Source organism: Bacillus sp. WMMC1349, assembly GCF_013155385.1.
Classification (GTDB): domain Bacteria; phylum Bacillota; class Bacilli; order Bacillales; family Bacillaceae; genus Bacillus.
On record NZ_JABJUQ010000007.1, the window covers coordinates 3,432,157 to 3,452,282 of the forward strand.

General features: G+C 40.4%; 23 protein-coding genes. 1 reads left to right on the forward strand and 22 read right to left on the reverse strand.

Annotated elements, in window-relative coordinates; translation table 11 throughout:
- Positions 1-64 precede the first annotated feature (64 nt).
- Positions 65-1,648 carry a bacillibactin transport transcriptional regulator Btr gene (btr, locus tag HOO54_RS19915; RefSeq protein WP_172298342.1) on the reverse strand — a complete coding sequence of 528 codons (1,584 nt, stop codon included), beginning with the start codon at positions 1,646-1,648 and terminating at the stop codon, positions 65-67.
- Positions 1,649-1,838: 190 nt separating this feature from the next.
- Here btr and HOO54_RS19920 point away from each other — a divergent pair, with 190 nt between their 5' ends.
- Positions 1,839-2,219: a PH domain-containing protein gene (locus HOO54_RS19920; RefSeq protein WP_172298344.1), complete on the forward strand. Its 381-nt coding sequence runs from the start codon at positions 1,839-1,841 to the stop codon at positions 2,217-2,219.
- A gap of 44 nt (positions 2,220-2,263) precedes the next feature.
- On the opposite strand, the gene moaA is transcribed toward HOO54_RS19920, so the two are convergent.
- From moaA to HOO54_RS20025, 21 genes are all read right to left on the reverse strand, one after another.
- Positions 2,264-3,289: a GTP 3',8-cyclase MoaA gene (moaA, locus tag HOO54_RS19925; RefSeq protein ID WP_172298346.1), complete on the reverse strand. Its 1,026-nt coding sequence runs from the start codon at positions 3,287-3,289 to the stop codon at positions 2,264-2,266.
- A gap of 172 nt (positions 3,290-3,461) precedes the next feature.
- Positions 3,462-4,475 carry a stage II sporulation protein D gene (gene spoIID, locus HOO54_RS19930; RefSeq protein WP_172298348.1) on the reverse strand — a complete coding sequence of 338 codons (1,014 nt, stop codon included), beginning with the start codon at positions 4,473-4,475 and terminating at the stop codon, positions 3,462-3,464.
- 171 nt (positions 4,476-4,646) lie between these two features.
- Entirely contained in the window at positions 4,647-5,957 is a 1,311-nt protein-coding gene (gene murA, locus HOO54_RS19935) for a UDP-N-acetylglucosamine 1-carboxyvinyltransferase (RefSeq protein WP_172298350.1), read from the reverse strand.
- Between the two features lie 32 nt (positions 5,958-5,989).
- Complete coding sequence (locus tag HOO54_RS19940) at positions 5,990-6,727, reverse strand: YwmB family TATA-box binding protein (RefSeq protein WP_172298352.1); 738 nt, start codon at positions 6,725-6,727, stop codon at positions 5,990-5,992.
- A gap of 113 nt (positions 6,728-6,840) precedes the next feature.
- Positions 6,841-7,074, reverse strand: a complete 234-nt coding sequence (locus tag HOO54_RS19945) for a DUF1146 family protein (protein WP_172298354.1) — start codon at positions 7,072-7,074, stop codon at positions 6,841-6,843.
- Between the two features lie 164 nt (positions 7,075-7,238).
- Positions 7,239-7,634, reverse strand: a complete 396-nt coding sequence (locus HOO54_RS19950; protein WP_172298356.1) for a F0F1 ATP synthase subunit epsilon — start codon at positions 7,632-7,634, stop codon at positions 7,239-7,241.
- A gap of 23 nt (positions 7,635-7,657) precedes the next feature.
- Positions 7,658-9,079, reverse strand: coding sequence for a F0F1 ATP synthase subunit beta (atpD, locus tag HOO54_RS19955; protein WP_172298358.1), 1,422 nt, complete (start codon positions 9,077-9,079; stop codon positions 7,658-7,660).
- Positions 9,080-9,102: 23 nt separating this feature from the next.
- Positions 9,103-9,957: an ATP synthase F1 subunit gamma gene (gene atpG, locus HOO54_RS19960; protein WP_172298360.1), complete on the reverse strand. Its 855-nt coding sequence runs from the start codon at positions 9,955-9,957 to the stop codon at positions 9,103-9,105.
- An 86-nt stretch (positions 9,958-10,043) separates the two neighbouring features.
- Entirely contained in the window at positions 10,044-11,552 is a 1,509-nt protein-coding gene (gene atpA, locus HOO54_RS19965) for a F0F1 ATP synthase subunit alpha (protein ID WP_172298362.1), read from the reverse strand.
- Between the two features lie 7 nt (positions 11,553-11,559).
- Positions 11,560-12,114, reverse strand: a complete 555-nt coding sequence (locus HOO54_RS19970) for a F0F1 ATP synthase subunit delta (protein WP_172298364.1) — start codon at positions 12,112-12,114, stop codon at positions 11,560-11,562.
- A complete protein-coding gene (gene atpF, locus HOO54_RS19975; RefSeq protein WP_172298366.1) occupies positions 12,111-12,629 on the reverse strand; it encodes a F0F1 ATP synthase subunit B in 519 nt (172 codons plus the stop codon). The genes HOO54_RS19970 and atpF overlap by 4 nt, the downstream gene beginning before the upstream one ends.
- A 168-nt stretch (positions 12,630-12,797) precedes the next feature.
- Positions 12,798-13,010, reverse strand: a complete 213-nt coding sequence (gene atpE / locus HOO54_RS19980; RefSeq protein WP_172298368.1) for a F0F1 ATP synthase subunit C — start codon at positions 13,008-13,010, stop codon at positions 12,798-12,800.
- 50 nt (positions 13,011-13,060) lie between these two features.
- Complete coding sequence (atpB, locus tag HOO54_RS19985) at positions 13,061-13,795, reverse strand: F0F1 ATP synthase subunit A (RefSeq protein WP_172298370.1); 735 nt, start codon at positions 13,793-13,795, stop codon at positions 13,061-13,063.
- Between the two features lie 6 nt (positions 13,796-13,801).
- Complete coding sequence (locus HOO54_RS19990; RefSeq protein ID WP_172298372.1) at positions 13,802-14,185, reverse strand: ATP synthase subunit I; 384 nt, start codon at positions 14,183-14,185, stop codon at positions 13,802-13,804.
- 396 nt (positions 14,186-14,581) lie between these two features.
- Positions 14,582-15,211 carry a uracil phosphoribosyltransferase gene (gene upp / locus HOO54_RS19995; RefSeq protein WP_172298374.1) on the reverse strand — a complete coding sequence of 210 codons (630 nt, stop codon included), beginning with the start codon at positions 15,209-15,211 and terminating at the stop codon, positions 14,582-14,584.
- A 148-nt stretch (positions 15,212-15,359) separates the two neighbouring features.
- The gene (gene glyA, locus HOO54_RS20000; RefSeq protein WP_172298376.1) at positions 15,360-16,607 is read right to left on the reverse strand and encodes a serine hydroxymethyltransferase; all 1,248 of its coding nucleotides are present in this window, start codon (positions 16,605-16,607) and stop codon (positions 15,360-15,362) included.
- Positions 16,608-16,774: 167 nt separating this feature from the next.
- On the reverse strand, positions 16,775-17,317 hold the full coding sequence (locus HOO54_RS20005; RefSeq protein ID WP_172298378.1) for a TIGR01440 family protein: 543 nt from the start codon (positions 17,315-17,317) through the stop codon (positions 16,775-16,777).
- A 13-nt stretch (positions 17,318-17,330) separates the two neighbouring features.
- The gene (gene rpiB / locus HOO54_RS20010; protein WP_172298380.1) at positions 17,331-17,777 is read right to left on the reverse strand and encodes a ribose 5-phosphate isomerase B; all 447 of its coding nucleotides are present in this window, start codon (positions 17,775-17,777) and stop codon (positions 17,331-17,333) included.
- A gap of 110 nt (positions 17,778-17,887) precedes the next feature.
- A complete protein-coding gene (locus tag HOO54_RS20015) occupies positions 17,888-18,334 on the reverse strand; it encodes a low molecular weight protein arginine phosphatase (protein ID WP_172298382.1) in 447 nt (148 codons plus the stop codon).
- Positions 18,335-18,422: 88 nt separating this feature from the next.
- Positions 18,423-18,983 (reverse strand): manganese efflux pump MntP, encoded by a 561-nt coding sequence (locus HOO54_RS20020; protein ID WP_172298384.1) that lies wholly within the window; start codon positions 18,981-18,983, stop codon positions 18,423-18,425.
- A 72-nt stretch (positions 18,984-19,055) separates the two neighbouring features.
- Positions 19,056-20,099 carry an L-threonylcarbamoyladenylate synthase gene (locus HOO54_RS20025; protein ID WP_172298386.1) on the reverse strand — a complete coding sequence of 348 codons (1,044 nt, stop codon included), beginning with the start codon at positions 20,097-20,099 and terminating at the stop codon, positions 19,056-19,058.
- Between the last annotated feature and the right edge of the window lie 27 nt (positions 20,100-20,126).

The window sequence follows — 20,126 nt, forward strand, 5'->3', positions numbered from 1 at the left end:
TAATAATTATCAATTAAAATTATAGGTAAGCCTTCCTTAGAAAACCATGGACAATATACGGCAATTAAAATGGATTTTTTCCGGATAAGTACTTTACAGCTTGGCGAATCAGTCGTTCATGGCTACATGCCGAATATTCACGCCAAGGATCAGACTGGATTTGATGAACTTGCTTTTGCTGCACAGCTTTAAGATTTTGCCAAAAAGCTGTCTGTTGAAGTTGTTGATAGTATGCCAATGTTTCCGGCTCTTTGAAAATAAACATCATAATCTGATCCGGACCATAAGCCGCAATTGTCTCAAGCGAAATGGCCTGATTTGTCGGCTCATCTAGAGAAACAGCTGATAGAAACCCTAAATCACCAAAAAATACTTCTTGAACAGAGCGATTGTGAGCAAGGTAAACATCTTGTTTATGGAGACGCAAAAACAAAAATTTTTGTTTTCGTACAGCTGAAAGATGCTCTCTTGCCAACTCAACTTTCCGTTCATAAGTAGCCAACCATTGGCGTGCTTCTGTTTCCTCCTTCAAATATGAGGCAGTCGTCCAAAGATTCGTTCTCCAGTTTTCCTCTGAACGAAGATAGAGTACATCTGTTATTTGATTCAATTGCTCCTGTTGCTGTTTAGAAATATCGTTCATGCTGATAATGAGCTCAGGCTCAGCAGCTACTAACATTCGCAAATTTTCTTCCCATGGCTCATGAAAACGATACGCGCTAAGATGAACGGGGATGTCATGTGCGTAATGTTTATAATAGTATGCTGTCCATTTCGGGTGAAGTGAGGCTGCATAAGGAATAAGATGAAGTGGGATGAGCTGCCCAATTGTGTTTTGTCCGTATGCTGCCAATTTCTTTCGTCTTTTTTTCATATATGCTGTCGGTGATAGTCCAGTTTGTTTTTTAAATGTCCTACTAAAATAAAATTCATCCTGATAACCGATCTGATTGGCAATTTCTCTAAGCTTATAGCTAGCTTTCGCCATTAAGCGTTTTGCCTTCGTGATTCTCGTTTCTGTAATAAACTCTGTCACACTTTGCCCGTAAAGTCTTTTAAAAGTTTCACTATAATGTTTAGCACTAATCCCGGCCATTTTTGCCAGTTGATTCAGTGTGAATGAAGCATCTGAGTGGGCTTTAATAAATCCCTTTGTTTCTGCAATTGCTGATGCGGTATCGGCAGAATGAAATTGTTTCGTTAAACAGATGTCGTAAAGAAGCTGTTGCAATTCAATCTGAGATTTCATTGCTTGAAGTGTTGAAGAAACAGGCCATAAGTCAGATAATTCTTGAAGACGAGCGGCAAGATTTCCGACAGACTGAACATCAATCATCTGTGAATCAGAGAAACGCTTGGAATTTGTAACAGTCATTTGACGCTGTTCATCACATTCATATATCTGTAACCGAAGAAGATACATATTCATGGTAGCAGATGCAGAGGTGATTCCAAATGTTTCATAGGGAGGACAAATATAAAGTGTTTCTTTTTTCAGCAGGCTCTCAGTCTGTTTCATATTAATCTTTCCATCACCCTTCAAGTGAAAAATAAACACGAACGAATCGGTAAGTTGTTGTTCATTCGGAAGATCACTCATTTTGACGATATGGTCAATTTGTAACAGATGATAGAAATAGGATTGCATAAAAAAACCGCCTTTCATTAGCTAAAAACAAAAATGCGCCTAAACAATATGTTAAATTGACAATGCCAGTGCATTTTTCAGTGAAAGTGCTTCTCATTATACTATAACATATGACAATCGTACTTCCTTCCAGATGAACCAGAAACCTTCTCTCGTTACAATCGTATTATAATAAAAGGAGGAGTGTTTGATGAAGGAGATCAATCAAGGAAAAGCCGCTATTCAAAGCCAACTTGAGCCAAACGAGGAGATTAAATCTAGTATTCTTTGTACATATAACGCGAAGATGTTTGCGAGATATACCCCATACAGGGGGATACTTGCTGCAACCGATAAAAGGTTGCTGTTTTATTCTTCACTATTAGGTTCTTCATTTTATCTGAATATCGATTATAAAACGATCTCGTCTTTCCGTTATAAGAAAGGTTTGGTAGGTGGTGATCATTTGATCATTATGAACGATGGAAACCAGGAAGAATTTATCTATATGGATGGATGTGACCGTTTACAAATGTTTTTAAAGGTGATCCAAGCCACGAATCAGCTCTCCGAAGACTGTCTGCATTTGTAGTGAAAACAGACTGCCGAGTACTTCCCGGCAGCCTGGTGTTATTCCTATCCGCCAATGTATGACATCTCCACTTTATTTTTTGATATCGCTTTTGAATGTGTACGATCAAGTGAATATTGATCATCACGGTTTTGCCACACTGTACGGACAGCCTCTTCAATCTCTTGCTCAGATTGTCCACTTCTGAGCAATGCTCGAAGATCGAAGCCTGTTGATGCGAACAAACATGTAAAAAGCTCGCCCTTTGCTGATAGTCTTGCTCTGTTACATGTACCACAAAAAGCATCAGATACTGAAGAAATAAAACCAACCTCGCCGCCACCATCCCGATAGCGAAATCTTTGGGCAACTTCCCCTTTATAATTGGGTTCAAGCTCTTCAATTGGCAATTCTTGATTGAGAATCTCGATGATATCAGCTTTTGTTATGACTGACTGCTTTTTCCACTCATTTGTATTACCTACATCCATAAACTCAATAAACCGTAAAATCTCGCCCTTTTCCTTAAAGTAACGAGCCATCGGTAGTATATCTGTTTCATTGACTCCTTTTTGGACAACCATGTTGATTTTAATGCCTAAACCAGCTTGTTTTGCCGCTTCGATACCGGCTAGTACTTTGCTTACGGAAACCCCTCTTCCGTTAATCGCTTTAAAACGTTCATCATTCAGTGAATCCAAGCTAATGGTCACCCTTTTTAAACCTGCTTTTTTGAGTTTCTCAGCATAAACCGGCAATAACAGTCCATTCGTTGTCATCGCAATATCGGAAAGTCCAGGTATGTGGGACAGTTTTTTAATGAGATCAGGCATATCTTTTCTCATTAAGGGCTCTCCGCCAGTAATGCGAATTTTTTCAACACCAAAAGTTTTGACAAACAAATGAGCTAACCGTTCAAGCTCTTCAAAGGAAAGAAGCTCACTTTTTGGTAAAAACAGATGATCACGTCCAAAGATTTCAGCAGGCATACAATATGTGCACCGCAAATTACAGCGATCGGTTACAGAAATTCTCAAGTCTCGAAGCGGCCGGTCTTTTTTATCAAATACATGTTCATGATTGGTGACCATCCACACTCCCCCTTGTCGTCTATTGTAAACTTTTTCATCTCTTTTTCAAATTGTTCTTCTTTAATCATATCGGAAAAGGAGATCATCTGGTGTGATGTACACCACTCGTTAAAATAATAAAAAAGGGCTGCCAATCGTCAAAAAATCGACTGATTGGACTGCCCTTTCGTGTTTATTTTTTAGCCATATACCGATTTACAAATTCAGTAGCGTTAGAAATATTTGTTCCCTTATAATAATATTTGACGATATCCTCAGCTGTTTTACCGTCTTTCGCCATATAATGAGCCCCATATTGGCTCATTCCTACGCCATGACCATATCCTCTCGTTGTGACAATGATTTGGTTTCCTTTACGCTTCCAATCAAAATCAGCTGATTTCAAACCTAACTTTTCACGAATATCTCTGCCATCCAGTTTTTTCCCATTGATGACAACACTTGCGACGCGCTTTCCAGGTGTTCGTTCAGTGATCTTACCAATTTCTGAACCTCCCAGTTTAACACCAAGTTTTTGCTCAAACTCAGATGCCGCAAATGTTTGATGATTCAAAAACTTTGGGGATTTTTTGTCCCAAGCACTTTTCACACTTTTTAAATATGGAATATCACTGGTCCAATAAGCAGCTGCATTCTCAGTATAGCCATTACTTGTAGAAAAGAATGAGGCATCAATTGGCTTATGATTATACGTTAAAATTTTCCCTTGCGTTTCGGCAACAGCTTCTGTTACCTTTTTAATCTTCCAACGATAATCATCTTTCCAAATTTTTTGTAGTTCTGCATTGTTTTTATACACTTGAAACATTTGAGTATCATCAACAAGTGAGCCTTTTGGTGATCGAACTGTTTGATCAGCTACCATCTGCCTCACAATATAAGTACGTGCTGCGAGTGCCTGAGCTTTTAAGGCTTCAATTTCAAAGTCAGCCGGCATCTCTGAAGCTACAACACCAACCACATACTCTTCAAGCGGAATGTGTTCAACCTGGCGGTCAGCCGTTCTGTAAACCGGAATTGAAACGGGAGACTCTTTTAATGTCGTTGTCACTTTTTTCTTTTGGTGTTGAGTCTGCTTTTCTGTTTTTTTGATTCCGGATCCTCCTTGGAAAGGGATAACAAGCAGTGTTGGCACAAGTACAATCAGTATACATATTCCTGTTAGTACGACTATTAGCTGTTTCAAATCATTAGCCCCCATTTCAACATTGATCTATTTTTATTTTATGGGCGGGGACAAGCTAATATGACTGTACATTTTGTACACAGTTGATGTATTAATTTTGTATTTTTGGTGCATAATGATAGCAGAAAATAAAAATCAGTATGCCAAATTGACATACTGATTTGAATTTGTTTATGCGTTTAAGTCAGTTACAACTTCTTTCGGTTCAAAGTGAACGGTTTCTTCATCATTTATACGTTCAATATCAGCACCGATGTTTGCAAGCTTTTGATGGAAGTTGACATACCCGCGATCTAAGTGTTTTAACTCTGTTACACGCGTATGTCCATCAGCGACCAACCCTGCAAGAATAAGCGCAGCACCGGCTCTAAGATCAGTAGCCGCTACTTCTGCACCTTGAAGATCCACTGGACCATTAATAATGACAGATCTTCCTTCAATTTTAATATCTCCATTCATACGTCGGAATTCTTCCGCATGCATAAATCGATTTTCAAAAACGGTTTCTGTAATCATACTGGTTCCATTAGCGCGCATCAAAAGAGCCATCATCTGTGACTGCATATCAGTCGGAAATCCAGGATGCGGCATTGTTTTAATATCGATTGATTTTAATTCAGCTGGACCGATAATCCGAAGACCATCAGCTTCTTCCAAAATCTCGACACCCATTTCTTCCATTTTGGCAATCAATGATGTCAGGTGTTCCGGCACTGCTCCTTGCACAAGAACATTTCCTTGCGTAATGGCTGCAGCTACCATAAATGTTCCGGCTTCAATCCGATCAGGAATAATGTTATGCTTAGCACCATGCAGTGTTTTAACACCTTCAATTTTAATAGTGCCTGTACCGGCACCTCGGATTTTTCCACCCATAGCATTAATATAATTAGCTAAATCAACAATTTCAGGTTCTTTAGCAGCATTTTCAAGAGTTGTCGTGCCTTCAGCTAAAGCTGCTGCCATAATCAAGTTCTCCGTTGCTCCAACACTAGGGAAATCAAGGTAGATTTTTGCCCCTTGAAGACGACCTTCTACGATTGCTTCAATAAAGCCGTTCCCAACCTTAATTTTTGCCCCCATTGCTTCAAAACCTTTCAAATGCTGGTCAATTGGTCTTGATCCAATTGCACATCCTCCAGGAAGAGCTACTCTCGAATGGCCTGTGCGAGCAAGAAGCGGACCCATTACTAAAACGGATGCACGCATTTTTCTTACATATTCAAACGGTGCCTCTGTTGATAATGAACGAGATGCATCAACCGTTACTGTATTATTTTCAAAATGCACATTTGCGCCTAAATGACGTAACACTTCATTAATCGTATATACATCGGAGAGCGTAGGCACATCACATATTACGCTTTTTTCTTCACTTGCTAATAAAGATGCAGCGATAACTGGTAAAACGGCGTTTTTTGCTCCTTCAACTTTGACTGTGCCGCTTAACCTTTGACCGCCGCGGACGATGATTTTTTCCAAGGTATTCCCCTCCGCGTCCCAATTTCTCTATATTAATATTCAGTCGTTATGATTGGTGTTCCAACCGTAACGGTAAGTTTTTCGCCCATTCCCGCATTTCTAAGTGAAATTTGCAAGTTCATTTGCTGATTTTCAGTTTTTATGGATCTCCACTCATTAGTATAGGCAGAAATAGATACGAAATTTGGTTCAATTAATTTTTCAACTAACTTTCCTTTAAATTCATTTATTAGATCATTTGCTTTTTTTTGCAAAACAACATTCATCATACCACTTAAGTGACCCTTTAGACAAGTGAAAATTATGGTATTTTCTCTTAATATGTCGAATGCTTTGCGTTCAAACTGTTTATATGTATGATTCCAGTTTTCCCGTTGGCCCGCACCTTTTTGCTCATATAGTAAATACGATACAAATCCTTGTTTTTTGAGGGTTGATTCTAAACGAATCGTCGATTTTATATTATTTTTTTGATCTGTATGAATGCCTGTTGCTTTTACAGACTGGTTTGTTTGTGTAAAAGTCCATTGATATTGTCGGTATTGCTTCTTAAAATGTTTCACTTTTTCAATAAGTTCTTGTTTTGAGGAAATAAACTGTTTTTTCGTATGAAGTGTCCATTCATCAAGCTCAACATGGTGCTCTGTTAAACCTGTGACAAGCTGTAAAAGCGGTGTGTTTTCTGCAGCTTCAAGCGATTTGAATGAGTAGACCCCAATCATTAAAATTCCAAAAAGAATTATGGCATTGACCAATTGTTTTTTCTTCATTTCCTATCATCCTCTCCTACTTTCCATTTTTGACGGATTGCAGGAAAAGAATACGTGGAAAAACAAGGTCAGTCCCGCATGATTGGCAGAACTTGACCATCCTTTTCAAAAATTTAAGAAAATAAATTATGCAATTGTCTTGAATAATAAAGATAATCCAAGAAAAAATTACTGACGATTGAACCGATAGCAATCGTCAGTATAATCATTAATACTCTCGCTTGAATGATTTTACCTTTCTTGATCAGAGGATCGATATTTACCGCTAGAAGAGCCCACCATGTCAAAGCGATAAAGAAGAGATGAACGAGAATACTGATAGCTGCTTGTTGGCCAATACCTTCCATATGAAATGACGCCTCCTTACATTCAAACTTGACTATTCGCCCTAAGGTTCTCTGCTATAGGATAAAGATAAACATTGCTCATTTCAAGTGATTTGGGTAGAAATCTTTGACGATTATACAAGTCAAAAAAATCCTTCCCACCAAATGGGAAGGATTTAAACTTTTTACTTTGTAATTTCTAAGCGATTAATCGCGCGTCTTAATGCAAGTTCCGCCCGCATGATGTCAACATCAGGAGTGTGCTTTTTCAAGCGTTCCTCTGCACGGTGTTTAGCCTCCAAAGCACGTCGTTTATCAATTTCCTCAGATGTTTCCGCTGTCTGTGCCAAAATGGTGACATGATCAGGGCGTACTTCAACAATTCCCCCACTGACGGCAACCAGCTCAGTTTCACCGTCTTTTTTTAGACGGACAGCGGCAATTTTTAGCGGAGCGACCGTCGGAATGTGACCTGGCAAGATACCAAGTTCACCGCTCTCTGCCCGAACGCTTACCATTTCTATATCATCTTCATATACTGGGCCGTCGGGAGTAACGATATTGACTTTTATGGTCTTCATGTTTTTGCCCTCCTAGGTCCAGATTAAACTTCTACACCCATTCCTTTTGCTTTTTCGACAGCCTCTTCAATTCGGCCGACTAAGCGGAAAGCATCCTCAGGAAGATTGTCATGCTTACCGTCAAGAATCTCTTTAAAGCCTTTTACAGTTTCTTTAACAGGAACATAAGAACCTGGCTGTCCTGTAAACTGTTCAGCTACGTGGAAGTTTTGTGACAGGAAGAATTGAATACGACGTGCGCGGCTTACGACAAGCTTATCTTCATCAGAAAGCTCATCCATACCGAGAATCGCAATAATATCCTGTAGTTCTTTATAGCGTTGCAAGATTTGCTGTACTTGACGAGCAACTGTATAATGCTCTTCTCCAACAACCTCTGGAGCAAGCGCACGGGAAGTAGATGCCAACGGGTCAACCGCAGGATAAATTCCCATTTCAGACAACTTACGATCAAGGTTTGTTGTCGCATCCAAGTGAGCAAATGTTGTTGCTGGCGCTGGGTCAGTATAGTCATCGGCAGGGACATAAATAGCCTGAATCGATGTTACAGAACCGACGTTTGTTGATGTGATCCGTTCTTGAAGCTGACCCATTTCAGTCGCAAGTGTTGGTTGATAACCAACCGCTGAAGGCATGCGGCCAAGAAGCGCAGATACTTCAGATCCCGCTTGAGTAAAGCGGAAGATATTATCGATAAAGAATAAAACGTCCTGACCTTCTTTATCACGGAAATGCTCAGCCATTGTCAAACCAGTCAAGGCAACACGCATACGTGCACCTGGCGGCTCGTTCATCTGACCGAAAACCATCGCCGTTTTTCCGATAACACCGGAGTCTTTCATTTCATGGTAAAGGTCATTTCCTTCACGAGTACGTTCTCCAACACCCGCAAAAACAGAAATACCGCCGTGTTCTTGAGCGATGTTATTAATAAGCTCCTGAATTAATACTGTTTTTCCTACTCCTGCTCCACCAAAAAGACCAATTTTTCCGCCTTTAATATATGGAGCAAGCAAGTCAACAACTTTAATTCCCGTCTCTAAGATCTCTACTTCTGTTGAAAGTTGATCAAATGTCGGAGCCAGTCTATGAATCGGATCTTTAGCTGTATCCGCAGGTAGTGGCTCATCCAAATCAATGTTCTCTCCAAGTACGTTGAATACGCGTCCAAGTGTCACGTTTCCAACAGGTACAGAGATCGGTTCTCCCATATCAATAGCTTCCATTCCGCGTGTAACACCATCAGTAGAAGCCATGGAAATTGTACGAACTGTATCGTCACCTAGATGGAGCGCAACTTCAAGCGTCAGTTCGATGTCTACTTCATTTTCGTTTTGCGCTTTATGTGAAATTTTAATCGCATTATAAATCTCAGGTAAGTGACCGTCTTCGAAACGAATGTCAACGACCGGTCCCATTACTTGGCTTACGCGTCCTTTTTTCATCTCTATCCCTCCTGACAAAAATTCTATTCTAAGGCAGCTGCGCCGCCGACAATTTCTGTAATTTCTTGTGTGATCGATGCCTGACGAGCACGGTTATATGATAGCTCAAGATTACCAATAATCTCTTTCGCATTATCCGTGGCATTTTTCATCGCAGTCATTCTTGCAGCATGCTCACTTGCTTTACTGTCAAGAATTGCACCAAAAATCAAGCTTTCTGCATATTGAGGAAGCAGCACTTCCAAAATTTCTTCTTCATCAGGCTCAAATTCATATGAAGTCTTTTTCGTGTTAGCTGCAATGTCGGTTAACGGCAATAACTTTTTCTCTGTTACTTCTTGAGAAATGGCACTGACATAGTGGTTATAGAACAGGTATAGCTCATCAAACGTTTCATCGATAAACATTTGAACTGTACTGTTTGCCACATCCCTAATTTCCGGGAATGTCACTTCATCCCGTACTCCTGTTATTTCAGAAATAACGGTAATTCCTCGTTTTTTAAAGAAATCACGTCCGACCTTACCAATCGCAATGACAGAATACTCGTCTTTTGACTGATGACGTTCTTGAATTTTTTGATACACTTTACGAAGCACGTTTGCATTAAATGCACCTGCCAAACCTCGATCAGAAGTGATCACCAAGTACCCGGTTCTTTTGACAGGACGGCTCGACATCATTGGATGTGTTCCAGTATATCCAAGGGCGATATCTGCAACAACTTCCTGCATTTTTTCCATATAAGGAACAAATGATTTAGCTTTCACTTCAGCTTGGTTTAACTTTGAAGCAGAAACCATCTGCTGAGCTTTTGTAATTTGACTCGTTTTTTTATTTGAAGTGATTCTGGACTTAATATCCCGTAAAGAGGCCAAAAGGTTTCACCACCTTTTTGTTTTCAAATTCATCGAATCTAAGTGAAAAGAGAGAAAAAGAAACTCTTTTTCTCACTTGTATTGGTTTACTTGCTTGGTGCAAAGGTGCGTTTAAATCCTTTGATTGCACCAGAGATTTCCTCATCTTCAGGAAGATTTCCTGTTTGTGCGATTGAGTTGAGCATGTCTTTATGGTTTTGGTCAAGATACATATACATTTCCGCTTCAAAGCGTTTAATGTCCTCAACAGGTACATCATCAAGGAATCCTCTTGTTAATGCATAAAGAATGGCAACTTGTTTTTCAACAGGTAGCGGCTCATGCAAATCTTGCTTAAGAACTTCAACTGTACGTGCTCCACGATTCAACTTGGCTTGTGTCGCTTTATCCAAGTCTGAACCAAACTGAGCAAACGATTCAAGCTCACGGTAAGATGCCAAATCAAGACGCAGTGTACCGGACACTTTTTTCATCGCTTTGATTTGCGCAGATCCACCAACACGCGATACTGACAAACCAGGGTTGACAGCTGGACGTACACCTGAGAAGAACAAATCTGATTGCAAGAAAATTTGTCCATCTGTAATTGAAATCACGTTTGTCGGAATATAAGCAGAGATATCACCGGCTTGTGTTTCAACGAATGGAAGTGCTGTTAAAGAACCTCCACCTTTAGCATCACTCAACTTAGCCGCGCGTTCAAGCAGGCGGGAGTGAAGATAGAATACATCCCCAGGGAATGCCTCACGACCTGGTGGACGACGAAGAAGCAAAGACAATTCACGATATGCCGTTGCCTGTTTAGATAAGTCATCATAAACAACTAAAACATGCTTGCCGTTGTACATGAATTCTTCTCCCATTGCAACTCCTGCATATGGTGCAAGGTATAGAAGTGGAGCAGGTTGTGATGCGGAAGCTGTCACAACAATGGTATAATCAAGTGCTCCCCTTTTACGCAATGTTTCAACAACGCCTCGGACAGTTGATTCTTTTTGTCCGATTGCTACATAAATACAAATCATATCCTGATCTTTTTGGTTCAAGATCGTATCAATCGCAATTGATGTTTTACCTGTTTGACGGTCTCCAATGACCAGCTCACGTTGACCGCGACCGATCGGAATTAAAGCATCGATTGGTTTAATCCCTGTTTGAAGTGGTTCATGGACGGATTTACGATCCATAACCCCAGGTGCAGGGCTTTCAATTGGGCGAGTTTTGCTTGTTAAAATCGGTCCAAGTCCATCAACAGGTTGGCCGAGTGGATCGACAACGCGTCCTAGCAGTTCTTCACCGACAGGAACTTCCATAATCCGGCCGGTTCTTTTGACTTCATCACCTTCACGGATTTCTTTGTATGGACCTAAGATAACGATACCTACATTTGATTCTTCAAGGTTCTGAGCTAAGCCCAGGACACCGTTAGAAAATTCAACCAGCTCACCAGACATACAGTTGTCAAGACCGTGTACGCGTGCGATACCGTCACCGACCTGAATAACTGTACCAACATCGTGAACTTCTATTTCAGACTGATAATTTTCAATTTGCTGTTTAATAAGCGTGCTAATTTCTTCAGCTTTGATGCTCACTTAGGTTTCACCCCTTCTTTCGATTTTGACCAGCTAATTGACGTTCGATCCGAGCAAGCTTTCCGCTTACACTGCCGTCAAATATGCGATTTCCAATGCGGATTTTCACTCCGCCGATAAGATCTGGTTTCACTTCATTTCTGACGCGTAATGAAGTGGCTCCGACTTTTTTAGCAAACACTTGCGAAAAAGACGTAATCTCCGCTTCACTAAGCGGCTTTACAGAGTAGACAATCGCATCTTCTGTTTTACGATAAAGGTTTGCTTTTTTAATATATTCATCTACAAGATCTGGAACGATAGTCGTTCTGCTTCTGTCAATCAGTAGATAAAGTGTATGCAGAACCGCAGTTGATACGGTCTCAAGAGAATCTTTCAAGATTTTCTTTTTTCGATCAGCTGACACTTTAGGGTGACCAAGCACGATACCTAATTCTTTATGATCAGAAAACAATTGTTTAATCACAATCAGCTCTTCTTCTATTTGATTGACAAGCTTGGACTCAAGCGCAATTTCAAAAAGAGCGGCTGCATAACGTTTGGAGACAGCAGATTGGCTCATCGGCTTTCTCCCACTTCTTTAAGATAATCTTGAATTAATTTTTCTTGAGCTTGATCATCCAGTTCTTTTTCAATCACTTTAGACGCGACCATAACAGACAGTGATGCTACTTGCTCACGCAATGCGTTTACCGCCTGTTCTTTTTCTTTAACGATTTCGTTTCTTGCAGATTCTTTCAGGCGTTCTGCTTCCTGGCGCGCAGCTTGAATGATATCATCCTTTTGCTGTTCACCCAGTTTTTTCGCACTTTCTATTAGAGCATGAGATTCTTCACGCGCTTCTTTCAAAAGAGCTTGCTGCTCTTCAATGAGCTTTTTCGCTTCTTGATGCTTTGTCTCAGCAGACGTGATTTCACCATTGATATGGTCCTCACGTTCCTTCATTATATTTAATAACGGTCCTAAAGCGTATTTCTTTAAGAGCGCTAATAAAATTAACATGGCGACAAGCTGGAATAGCATCGTACCTCCGTTAAAGGAAATCCCTGCTCCCATAACCTGTGGTATATAAGACATCGTATACGGCAACTCCCTTCGTGCAGATTATCTCTAAAAGGCCTTGTGAAGAATCCCTCAATTCAAGAGGAATTCTGACGGGCCGAAATGTTATAGTACAATCAACCATAAAGCAATGGCGAAGGCCTCATTTGTGATCTTCGCCATTTACCAAGTACATATTCATTTTTATTTGAAGAATGCTAGGAATGCGATAACAACCGCGATGATTGGAAGGGCCTCAACTAATGCAACCCCGATGAACATAAGAGTTCTTAATTCTTTACCAGCTTCTGGCTGACGAGCGATTCCTTCCACCGTACGAGAGACAATTAATCCGTTACCAATACCTGCACCAAGTGCACCTAATCCAATTGCAATTGCAGCTGCTATTAAACTCATGAGAAAGTTCCTCCTTTGAAATGTTATCCTTTTGGGATATGTCAATTTTTTTAATGATCATGACTTACTTTGTGGGACATATAAACCATCGTTAACATTGTAAAAATAAACGCTTGGATGGTACCCACAAACAAACTAAACGCTTGCCATACCATCATTGGAATGACAGCACCTACTGTTCCAACTAGTCCTAAAAAGACGCTCTGAGAATAGAAATTCGTTGCAAGACCGGCAAGCAGACCCAGCAGAATTTCACCAGCGAATATATTACCATAAAGACGCAATCCCAATGTTAAGGTGTTTGCAAACTCTTCAATAATTTTAAGTGGTATCAAATATGGAATTGGTTTGAGAAAATCTTTGGTGTACTCAGATAATCCTTTTCTTTTTATTCCGTAATAGTGAGTCAATGAAACAACCATTACTGCTAGCGTTAATGTAACCGCTGGATCAGCTGTCGGCGATTTCCACCATAGATTATGGTCTACTGTAATGGAAAAAGGTAAGCCGAGCATATTCGCAACGAATATATACATCAGCAGTGTTACGCCAAGCGTAAGAAAGTCTTTACCGATTTTAAGATCCATTGCACTGTCAATAATATTGCGCACAAAATCAACAATCCACTCCATAAAATTCTGTGCTTTTGTTGGACGGATTGCTAATGTTCTTGTTGTGAGTACAGCTATAAGAAAGACGATAACACATGTCACAGTAATCATTAAAACGCTTGCTAAATCAAAAGTTAGACCAAAATAATCTACTGTTTTAGATCCGTGATTCAAAGGTTTTCACCTCTCTTCCATTGACGAACGTTTTAACTGAATAATGGAATCTATCATAATAACAGGATAAATTGTCATTAACCCCACAATGACACCTGCCATATGAACATCTTCATTGTATTTAAACGCAATGGCCACAGCTATTATGGCATTGCAAAACCTTGAAGCAGTTCCGAGTGAGCGAATCATTTTGCCTTTTGCAACTGCTTTATCAAAGGCTTGCATTCTTCTCATTAGCAGCCAAAGATTAAAATAACTAAAAGCAGTTCCGATGATCAAACCTAAAAAAAGCGCCTGATATGGCAAAATTCCATAACCTAACACATAGGCTGCCAAAACATACATCACATATTTTTGTTGCCTACGAAATGAAAGGCTTACATCGGTCATCACATACGCTCCTGATGGTATAATTTCAAAATCTATTTTGCCAGGATGTGGATAAGAGGCGGCCGACCATTCCACAGAAAAAAGTGTTCCGATTACGTCACACTCATCTTCTTGCAAATGCGGGGTGAGATCCGTCTGTCGCCTGTTAACATGGGGTTTCCAAAAGGATTTTAACAGAGGACTGGTCATTATGATATCCGCTTTGCATCCCTAATCATAATAGCCTATTTTAGCATACAATAGCCCCCCCAAGGTGTCAATCTGTTTAGAATTAAAAAAGTTTTCACAATCTTGTTATCCCTCCACAAAAAATTCATGAATATGACCTAGTTAGGACACATGTTAATTATGGGATAAACTTGAAAAAAAGAAAACCCTTTTTTAGGATTTTCTTTGTTATTTCGTTCCGAACATTCTGTCTCCAGCATCTCCTAAACCTGGAACGATATAACCTTTTTCATTCAATTTTTCATCTAATGCTGCAATATATATATCGACATCAGGATGATATTTTTTAACTTCTTCTACACCTTCAGGTGCCGCAATCAAGCACATGAAACGAATATTTTTTGCACCGCGCTTTTTCAAACTGTTGAGCGCTTCGACAGCAGAACCACCTGTCGCAAGCATTGGATCGACAACAATAAAATCACGTTCTTCTACATCTGTCGGTAATTTGACATAATATTCAACAGGTTTCAATGTTTCAGGATCGCGATAAAGTCCGACATGACCAACTTTTGCCGCAGGGATTAGCTTTAAAATTCCATCTACCATACCAAGACCTGCTCTTAATATTGGAACAACCCCAAGTTTTTTCCCGGCAATAACACTTGATTTAGCTTTTTGGACCGGTGTTTCAACATCGACTTCTTTCAGCGGGAGATCACGGGTAATTTCAAAAGCCATTAATGTTGCAACCTCATCTATAAGTTCCCTGAATTCCTTCGTACCAGTTCTCACATCGCGAATATATGTAAGTTTATGCTGGATAAGAGGATGGTCAAACACATATACCTTTCCCATATCAATTTTCAGCTCCTTTTTGTTGTTTGCACGAAACCAGCAGTCATTTTTTTCACACTTCTATTGATTCTACATAAAAAGGCAGCAGGTTTCAACATCTATTCAATGACAAAAAGCCGCTCCCTTAGAAGGGAACGGCAGAATGTAATTAATAATCTAATTCAGTATATAAAGGAAATTGATCTGTGAGTGCTGTAACACGTTTTCTTGCTTCTTCAAGCTTCGTTTCGTTTTCAGTGTTCTGAAGAGCAAGTGCGATAATCGCTCCTGTTTCTTCCATTGCTTCAAGATCAAAGCCGCGGCTTGTTACCGCTGCTGTACCGACACGAATTCCGCTTGTTACAAATGGTTTTTCCGGATCATAAGGGATCGCATTTTTATTGACAGTAATGCCGACTTCATCAAGTACATGTTCAGCCACTTTTCCTGTAATTCCAAGTGAGCGCAAGTCAATCAACACAAGATGGTTATCTGTTCCGCCTGATACGAGTTGAATACCTTCTTTTTTCAATGTTTCAGCCAACCGTTTTGCATTGTCGATAACGTTTTGGGCATATGTTTTGAAATCATCTTTTAAAGCTTCACCGAAGGAAACGGCTTTCGCTGCAATGACATGCATTAATGGACCGCCTTGAATTCCCGGGAAGATTGATTTATCAATTTTCTTAGCGAATTCTTCACGGCAAAGAATCATTCCGCCACGTGGACCGCGCAGTGTTTTATGGGTTGTTGTTGTCACAAAGTCAGCATAAGGAACCGGATTCGGGTGAAGACCAGCAGCCACAAGTCCAGCGATATGCGCCATATCAACCATCACATATGCTCCGATTTCATCTGCGATTTCACGGAACTTTTTAAAATCGATTGTACGGGGATATGCACTTGCTCCAACTACGATCAGTTTAGGCTGATGTTGCAGCGCTTTTTCACGGACATCTTCATAATCAATATATTGGGTCTCTTTATCAACCCCATATTCAACAAAGTTATATTGAACACCGCTGAAGTTTACAGGGCTGCCGTGTGTTAAATGTCCGCCATGGGCAAGATTCATTCCCAACACTGTATCTCCGTGTTCCAAAATCGTGAAGTATACAGCCATGTTAGCTTGTGCCCCTGAATGCGGCTGAACGTTTACATGGTCTGCGCCGAAAATTTGTTTAGCTCGATCTCGTGCGATGTCTTCAGCGACATCTACATATTCACAACCTCCGTAGTAACGCTTACCAGGATATCCTTCTGCATATTTATTTGTTAACACGGAGCCTTGAGCTTCCATTACCGCTTCACTTACAAAGTTTTCAGAGGCAATTAGCTCAATCTTCGACTGTTGACGTTTCCGCTCATTTTGAATGGCACTAAATATTTGTTCATCTTGCACACGTAAGTATTTCATCAGCGAGATCCTCTCCTATCCGTTTCCATTTCGTTAAACTTACCATCTCATTGTACAAGTTTTTTCATGCAAATGTAAGAGAATATTTTAAAAAATCGTTTTTAATTTCGTTAAATCCGAATATTAAAAACTGAAACAAAACGTATAGTTCGCTTTGTTATTGTTAGCTACTCCTTTTGATACACCGTGCGAACCCCGCCAATAAGTTTAGGTCTTGTCCGAGCAAGTGTGACATGGGCTTCACCAAGCTGCTTTTCAGTTGGACGTACGGGAACAGCAACCGATTTTAAGTGCATCCCAATAAATGTATCTCCTATATCGACCCCTGCGTCAGCTCTTATTTCTTCTACAAGCACAGGATCCTTCATTTGCTTAAAAGCAAATGAAGCCATTGAACCGCCAGCTTTCGCTACTGGAACGGCAAAGACCTCTGGAAGACGGTTGGCTAGAGCCGTCTCTTTTTCGACAACTAGAGCTCTGTTTAAATGTTCACAACACTGAAAAGCAAAGACTACACCTGTTTGCTTCTGAAGTATCTCAAGTCCTTTATAAATCATTTCAGCAATGTCTTCGCTTCCGGAAGTACCGATATGCCTTCCCGCTACCTCACTCGTGCTGCAACCGATGACAACAATCTGACCTGCCTGCAATCCAGCTTCCTGAGTAAACTCATCCAATATGATCCGCCATGTCTGTTCGAGTTTTTTCATGTTCACTGACACCTTATTGCTTTTCCTCATAATCAGCAATTTTCCCAATTCGGATGGCATGACGTCCTGCTAAAAATTCAGTTGTCAGCCATACCTTAGCAATTTCTCTTGCAAGACCTGGACCAATCACTCTTTCACCCATTGCCAAGATATTTGTGTCATTATGCTCTCTTGTCATTTTGGCACTAAATACATCATGAACAAGGGCACAGCGAATCCCTTTCACTTTATTAGCGGAAATACTCATGCCGATCCCAGTGCCGCATATTAAAATTCCTCTGTCCGCTTCACCATTCGCCACTTTCTGAGCAACCGGAAATGCATAATCTGGGTAATCCACAGACTCTGAGCCGCATTCACAACCTAAATCTTCATATTCGATGTTTAATTCATTCATTAAAGAAATAATGTCTTTTCTAATATTCATTCCACCGTGATCTGAAGCAATGATTACTTTCATAGATTGGTACCTCCCCAGTTTTGATTTCATCAGAGTTACAACATTGTGATTGATATGGTGCTAATACAGTTAAATCTTATTTTACCCACTGCTATTTGTTTCGCAAACAGTCATTGTTCGGAGAGCTTTTCAGCTAACATATTGATCAAGCGTTCAAGTTCATCCCTTGTTTTTTGATAGTCGCTAAGAGAACCGCCAAATGGGTCGACAACATCCCCAGTTTCACCATTTGCATACTCTTTTAACGTACAGACCTTTTCTTGATACTCCGAAAATTGTTGTATGGCTAAACGTTTATGCTGCTCTGTCATCGTTAAAACGAGATCAGCCCATTCGAGCTTCTCGTGAGAAAGTTTTGATGTTGAATGATTCAGAGCAATACTTTTTTCAAAAAGAGCCTCAATCGCATACACAGAAGCTTTCCCATGGTCAGGAGCAAACAAACCAGCAGATTTCGCAGCTGTATTTAGATTTTTTTGCGAGGCAACAGATCGAAAAAGTGCCTCAGCCATTGGGCTTCGACATGTGTTTCCTGTACAGACAAATAAGATATTCAATGTCGCTCACTCCTTTCTATTATTATAATGGATTTTATCGAAAAAAAATAAATTTAGATAAAAAAAAAGGACCGACCCTTTTTTAGATTCAAACAGTGAGTAACAATTTAAGCCCAAAACTAAGTAAAATGGTTCCGCCTAAAGCTTGACTATAAGCCCCAAGCCATGATTGAACTTTTTTCCCAAGTAAAAGACCTGCCCATGTCAAAAGCATACTAATCAAACCAAACAAACTAATTGTTAAAATCGGTTTTGTGCCATAAAGCCCTAGACTAAGACCGACCGAAAAGCTGTCAAGACTTACACCAACAGCAAAAATCAACAGGTTGAAACAGGTCGGAGAAATGACCCGTTCCCCATTTTTATTGAAAGATGCAGAAATCATTTGAATACCGAGCACTAAAAGTAGGGCACTGCTCATATATGTCGCAATGACTCCAAGCGTATCAGAGAGAAACTGTCCTGCCACCATTCCGCCAAGAGGCATGATGACATGAAACAGTCCAATAAGCACACTTATTTGACCATATTGTTTCCTTGTCAACTTTGTCATTCCAATGCCAAGTCCCACTGAAAAAGCATCCATGCCAAGTGCAAAGGCCATAATACTTAGCGTCAGGATTTCACCTAATACTACATCAACATTCATGAAATTCCCCCTTGGACACGCCTGCTTTTCTAGCCTATGCGTGTCCAAAAGGTGATAGAACTCTCTCTTAGCTTACACTTCAATAATCCGATGTCCAGCCGCTTTTAACAATCTGTTCATGACTGCGTGCCCGACACCTACTTCTGGATAAGACTCAGCAAAAATAAAATCGAGTTTTTTTTCATCTAAACTACGAAGACTGTTATATAATCCAGCTGCAACAGTTTCTAAATGATCTCGCCTGCCGCATGCCCAAACAGCATCCGCTTTGTAGGCATCAGCATACTCTTCAGTAGTCAAAATACCCACCTTCCTGCCATCTTTCTGATATTGCTCAATCAACCGCTGAATATTTTCACGGTTTCCTTTCACAATGGCAAGCGGGGCTTCTGGTGCATAGTGAGTATATTTCATTCCCGGTGACAATGGCGCCACATGCTCATTTGCGATTCCTTTATCGATTCTGACCTGACCGATTACATCTTCAAGTTGTTCTGTTGTGACGCCGCCAGGTCTTAAGATGACAGGTACATCTCCTGTACAGGAGATAACAGTTGATTCAATTCCTACACCAGTAGGACCGCCATCAACAATACCAGCAATCCGACCGTTCAAATCATGAACAACATGTTCGGCTCTTGTCGGGCTCGGTTTACCAGATAAATTGGCACTTGGAGCCGCTACTGGAATGGCAGCCCGTTTTATTAACTCAAGCGCAACTGGATGAGCCGGCATCCTCACGGCCACGGTGTCCAATCCAGCTGTTACTCTTGTGGATAACACACCTGGTTTACAAGGCAAAACAAGTGTCAAAGGTCCTGGCCAAAAATGTTCTATTAAGATGCCAACCTGCGCTGAAGACATATCAGCAAACTCTTTTAATTGCTCAACATCTGCGATATGAACAATTAGAGGATTGTCACTTGGCCGACCTTTCGCTTGATAGATTTTAGTAACAGCATCCGTATTCTTGGCATTAGCTCCCAATCCATAAACGGTCTCCGTTGGAAAAGATACGACTTCATTATTCTGAAGCATTTGAGCTGCTTCTGTCAGTTGTGGACAGTTTGTGGACAAGTCAGTTGTTACATCCACAGTCCATGTGATTGTATCCATTTACATCAAATCTCCCTTAACAAAACA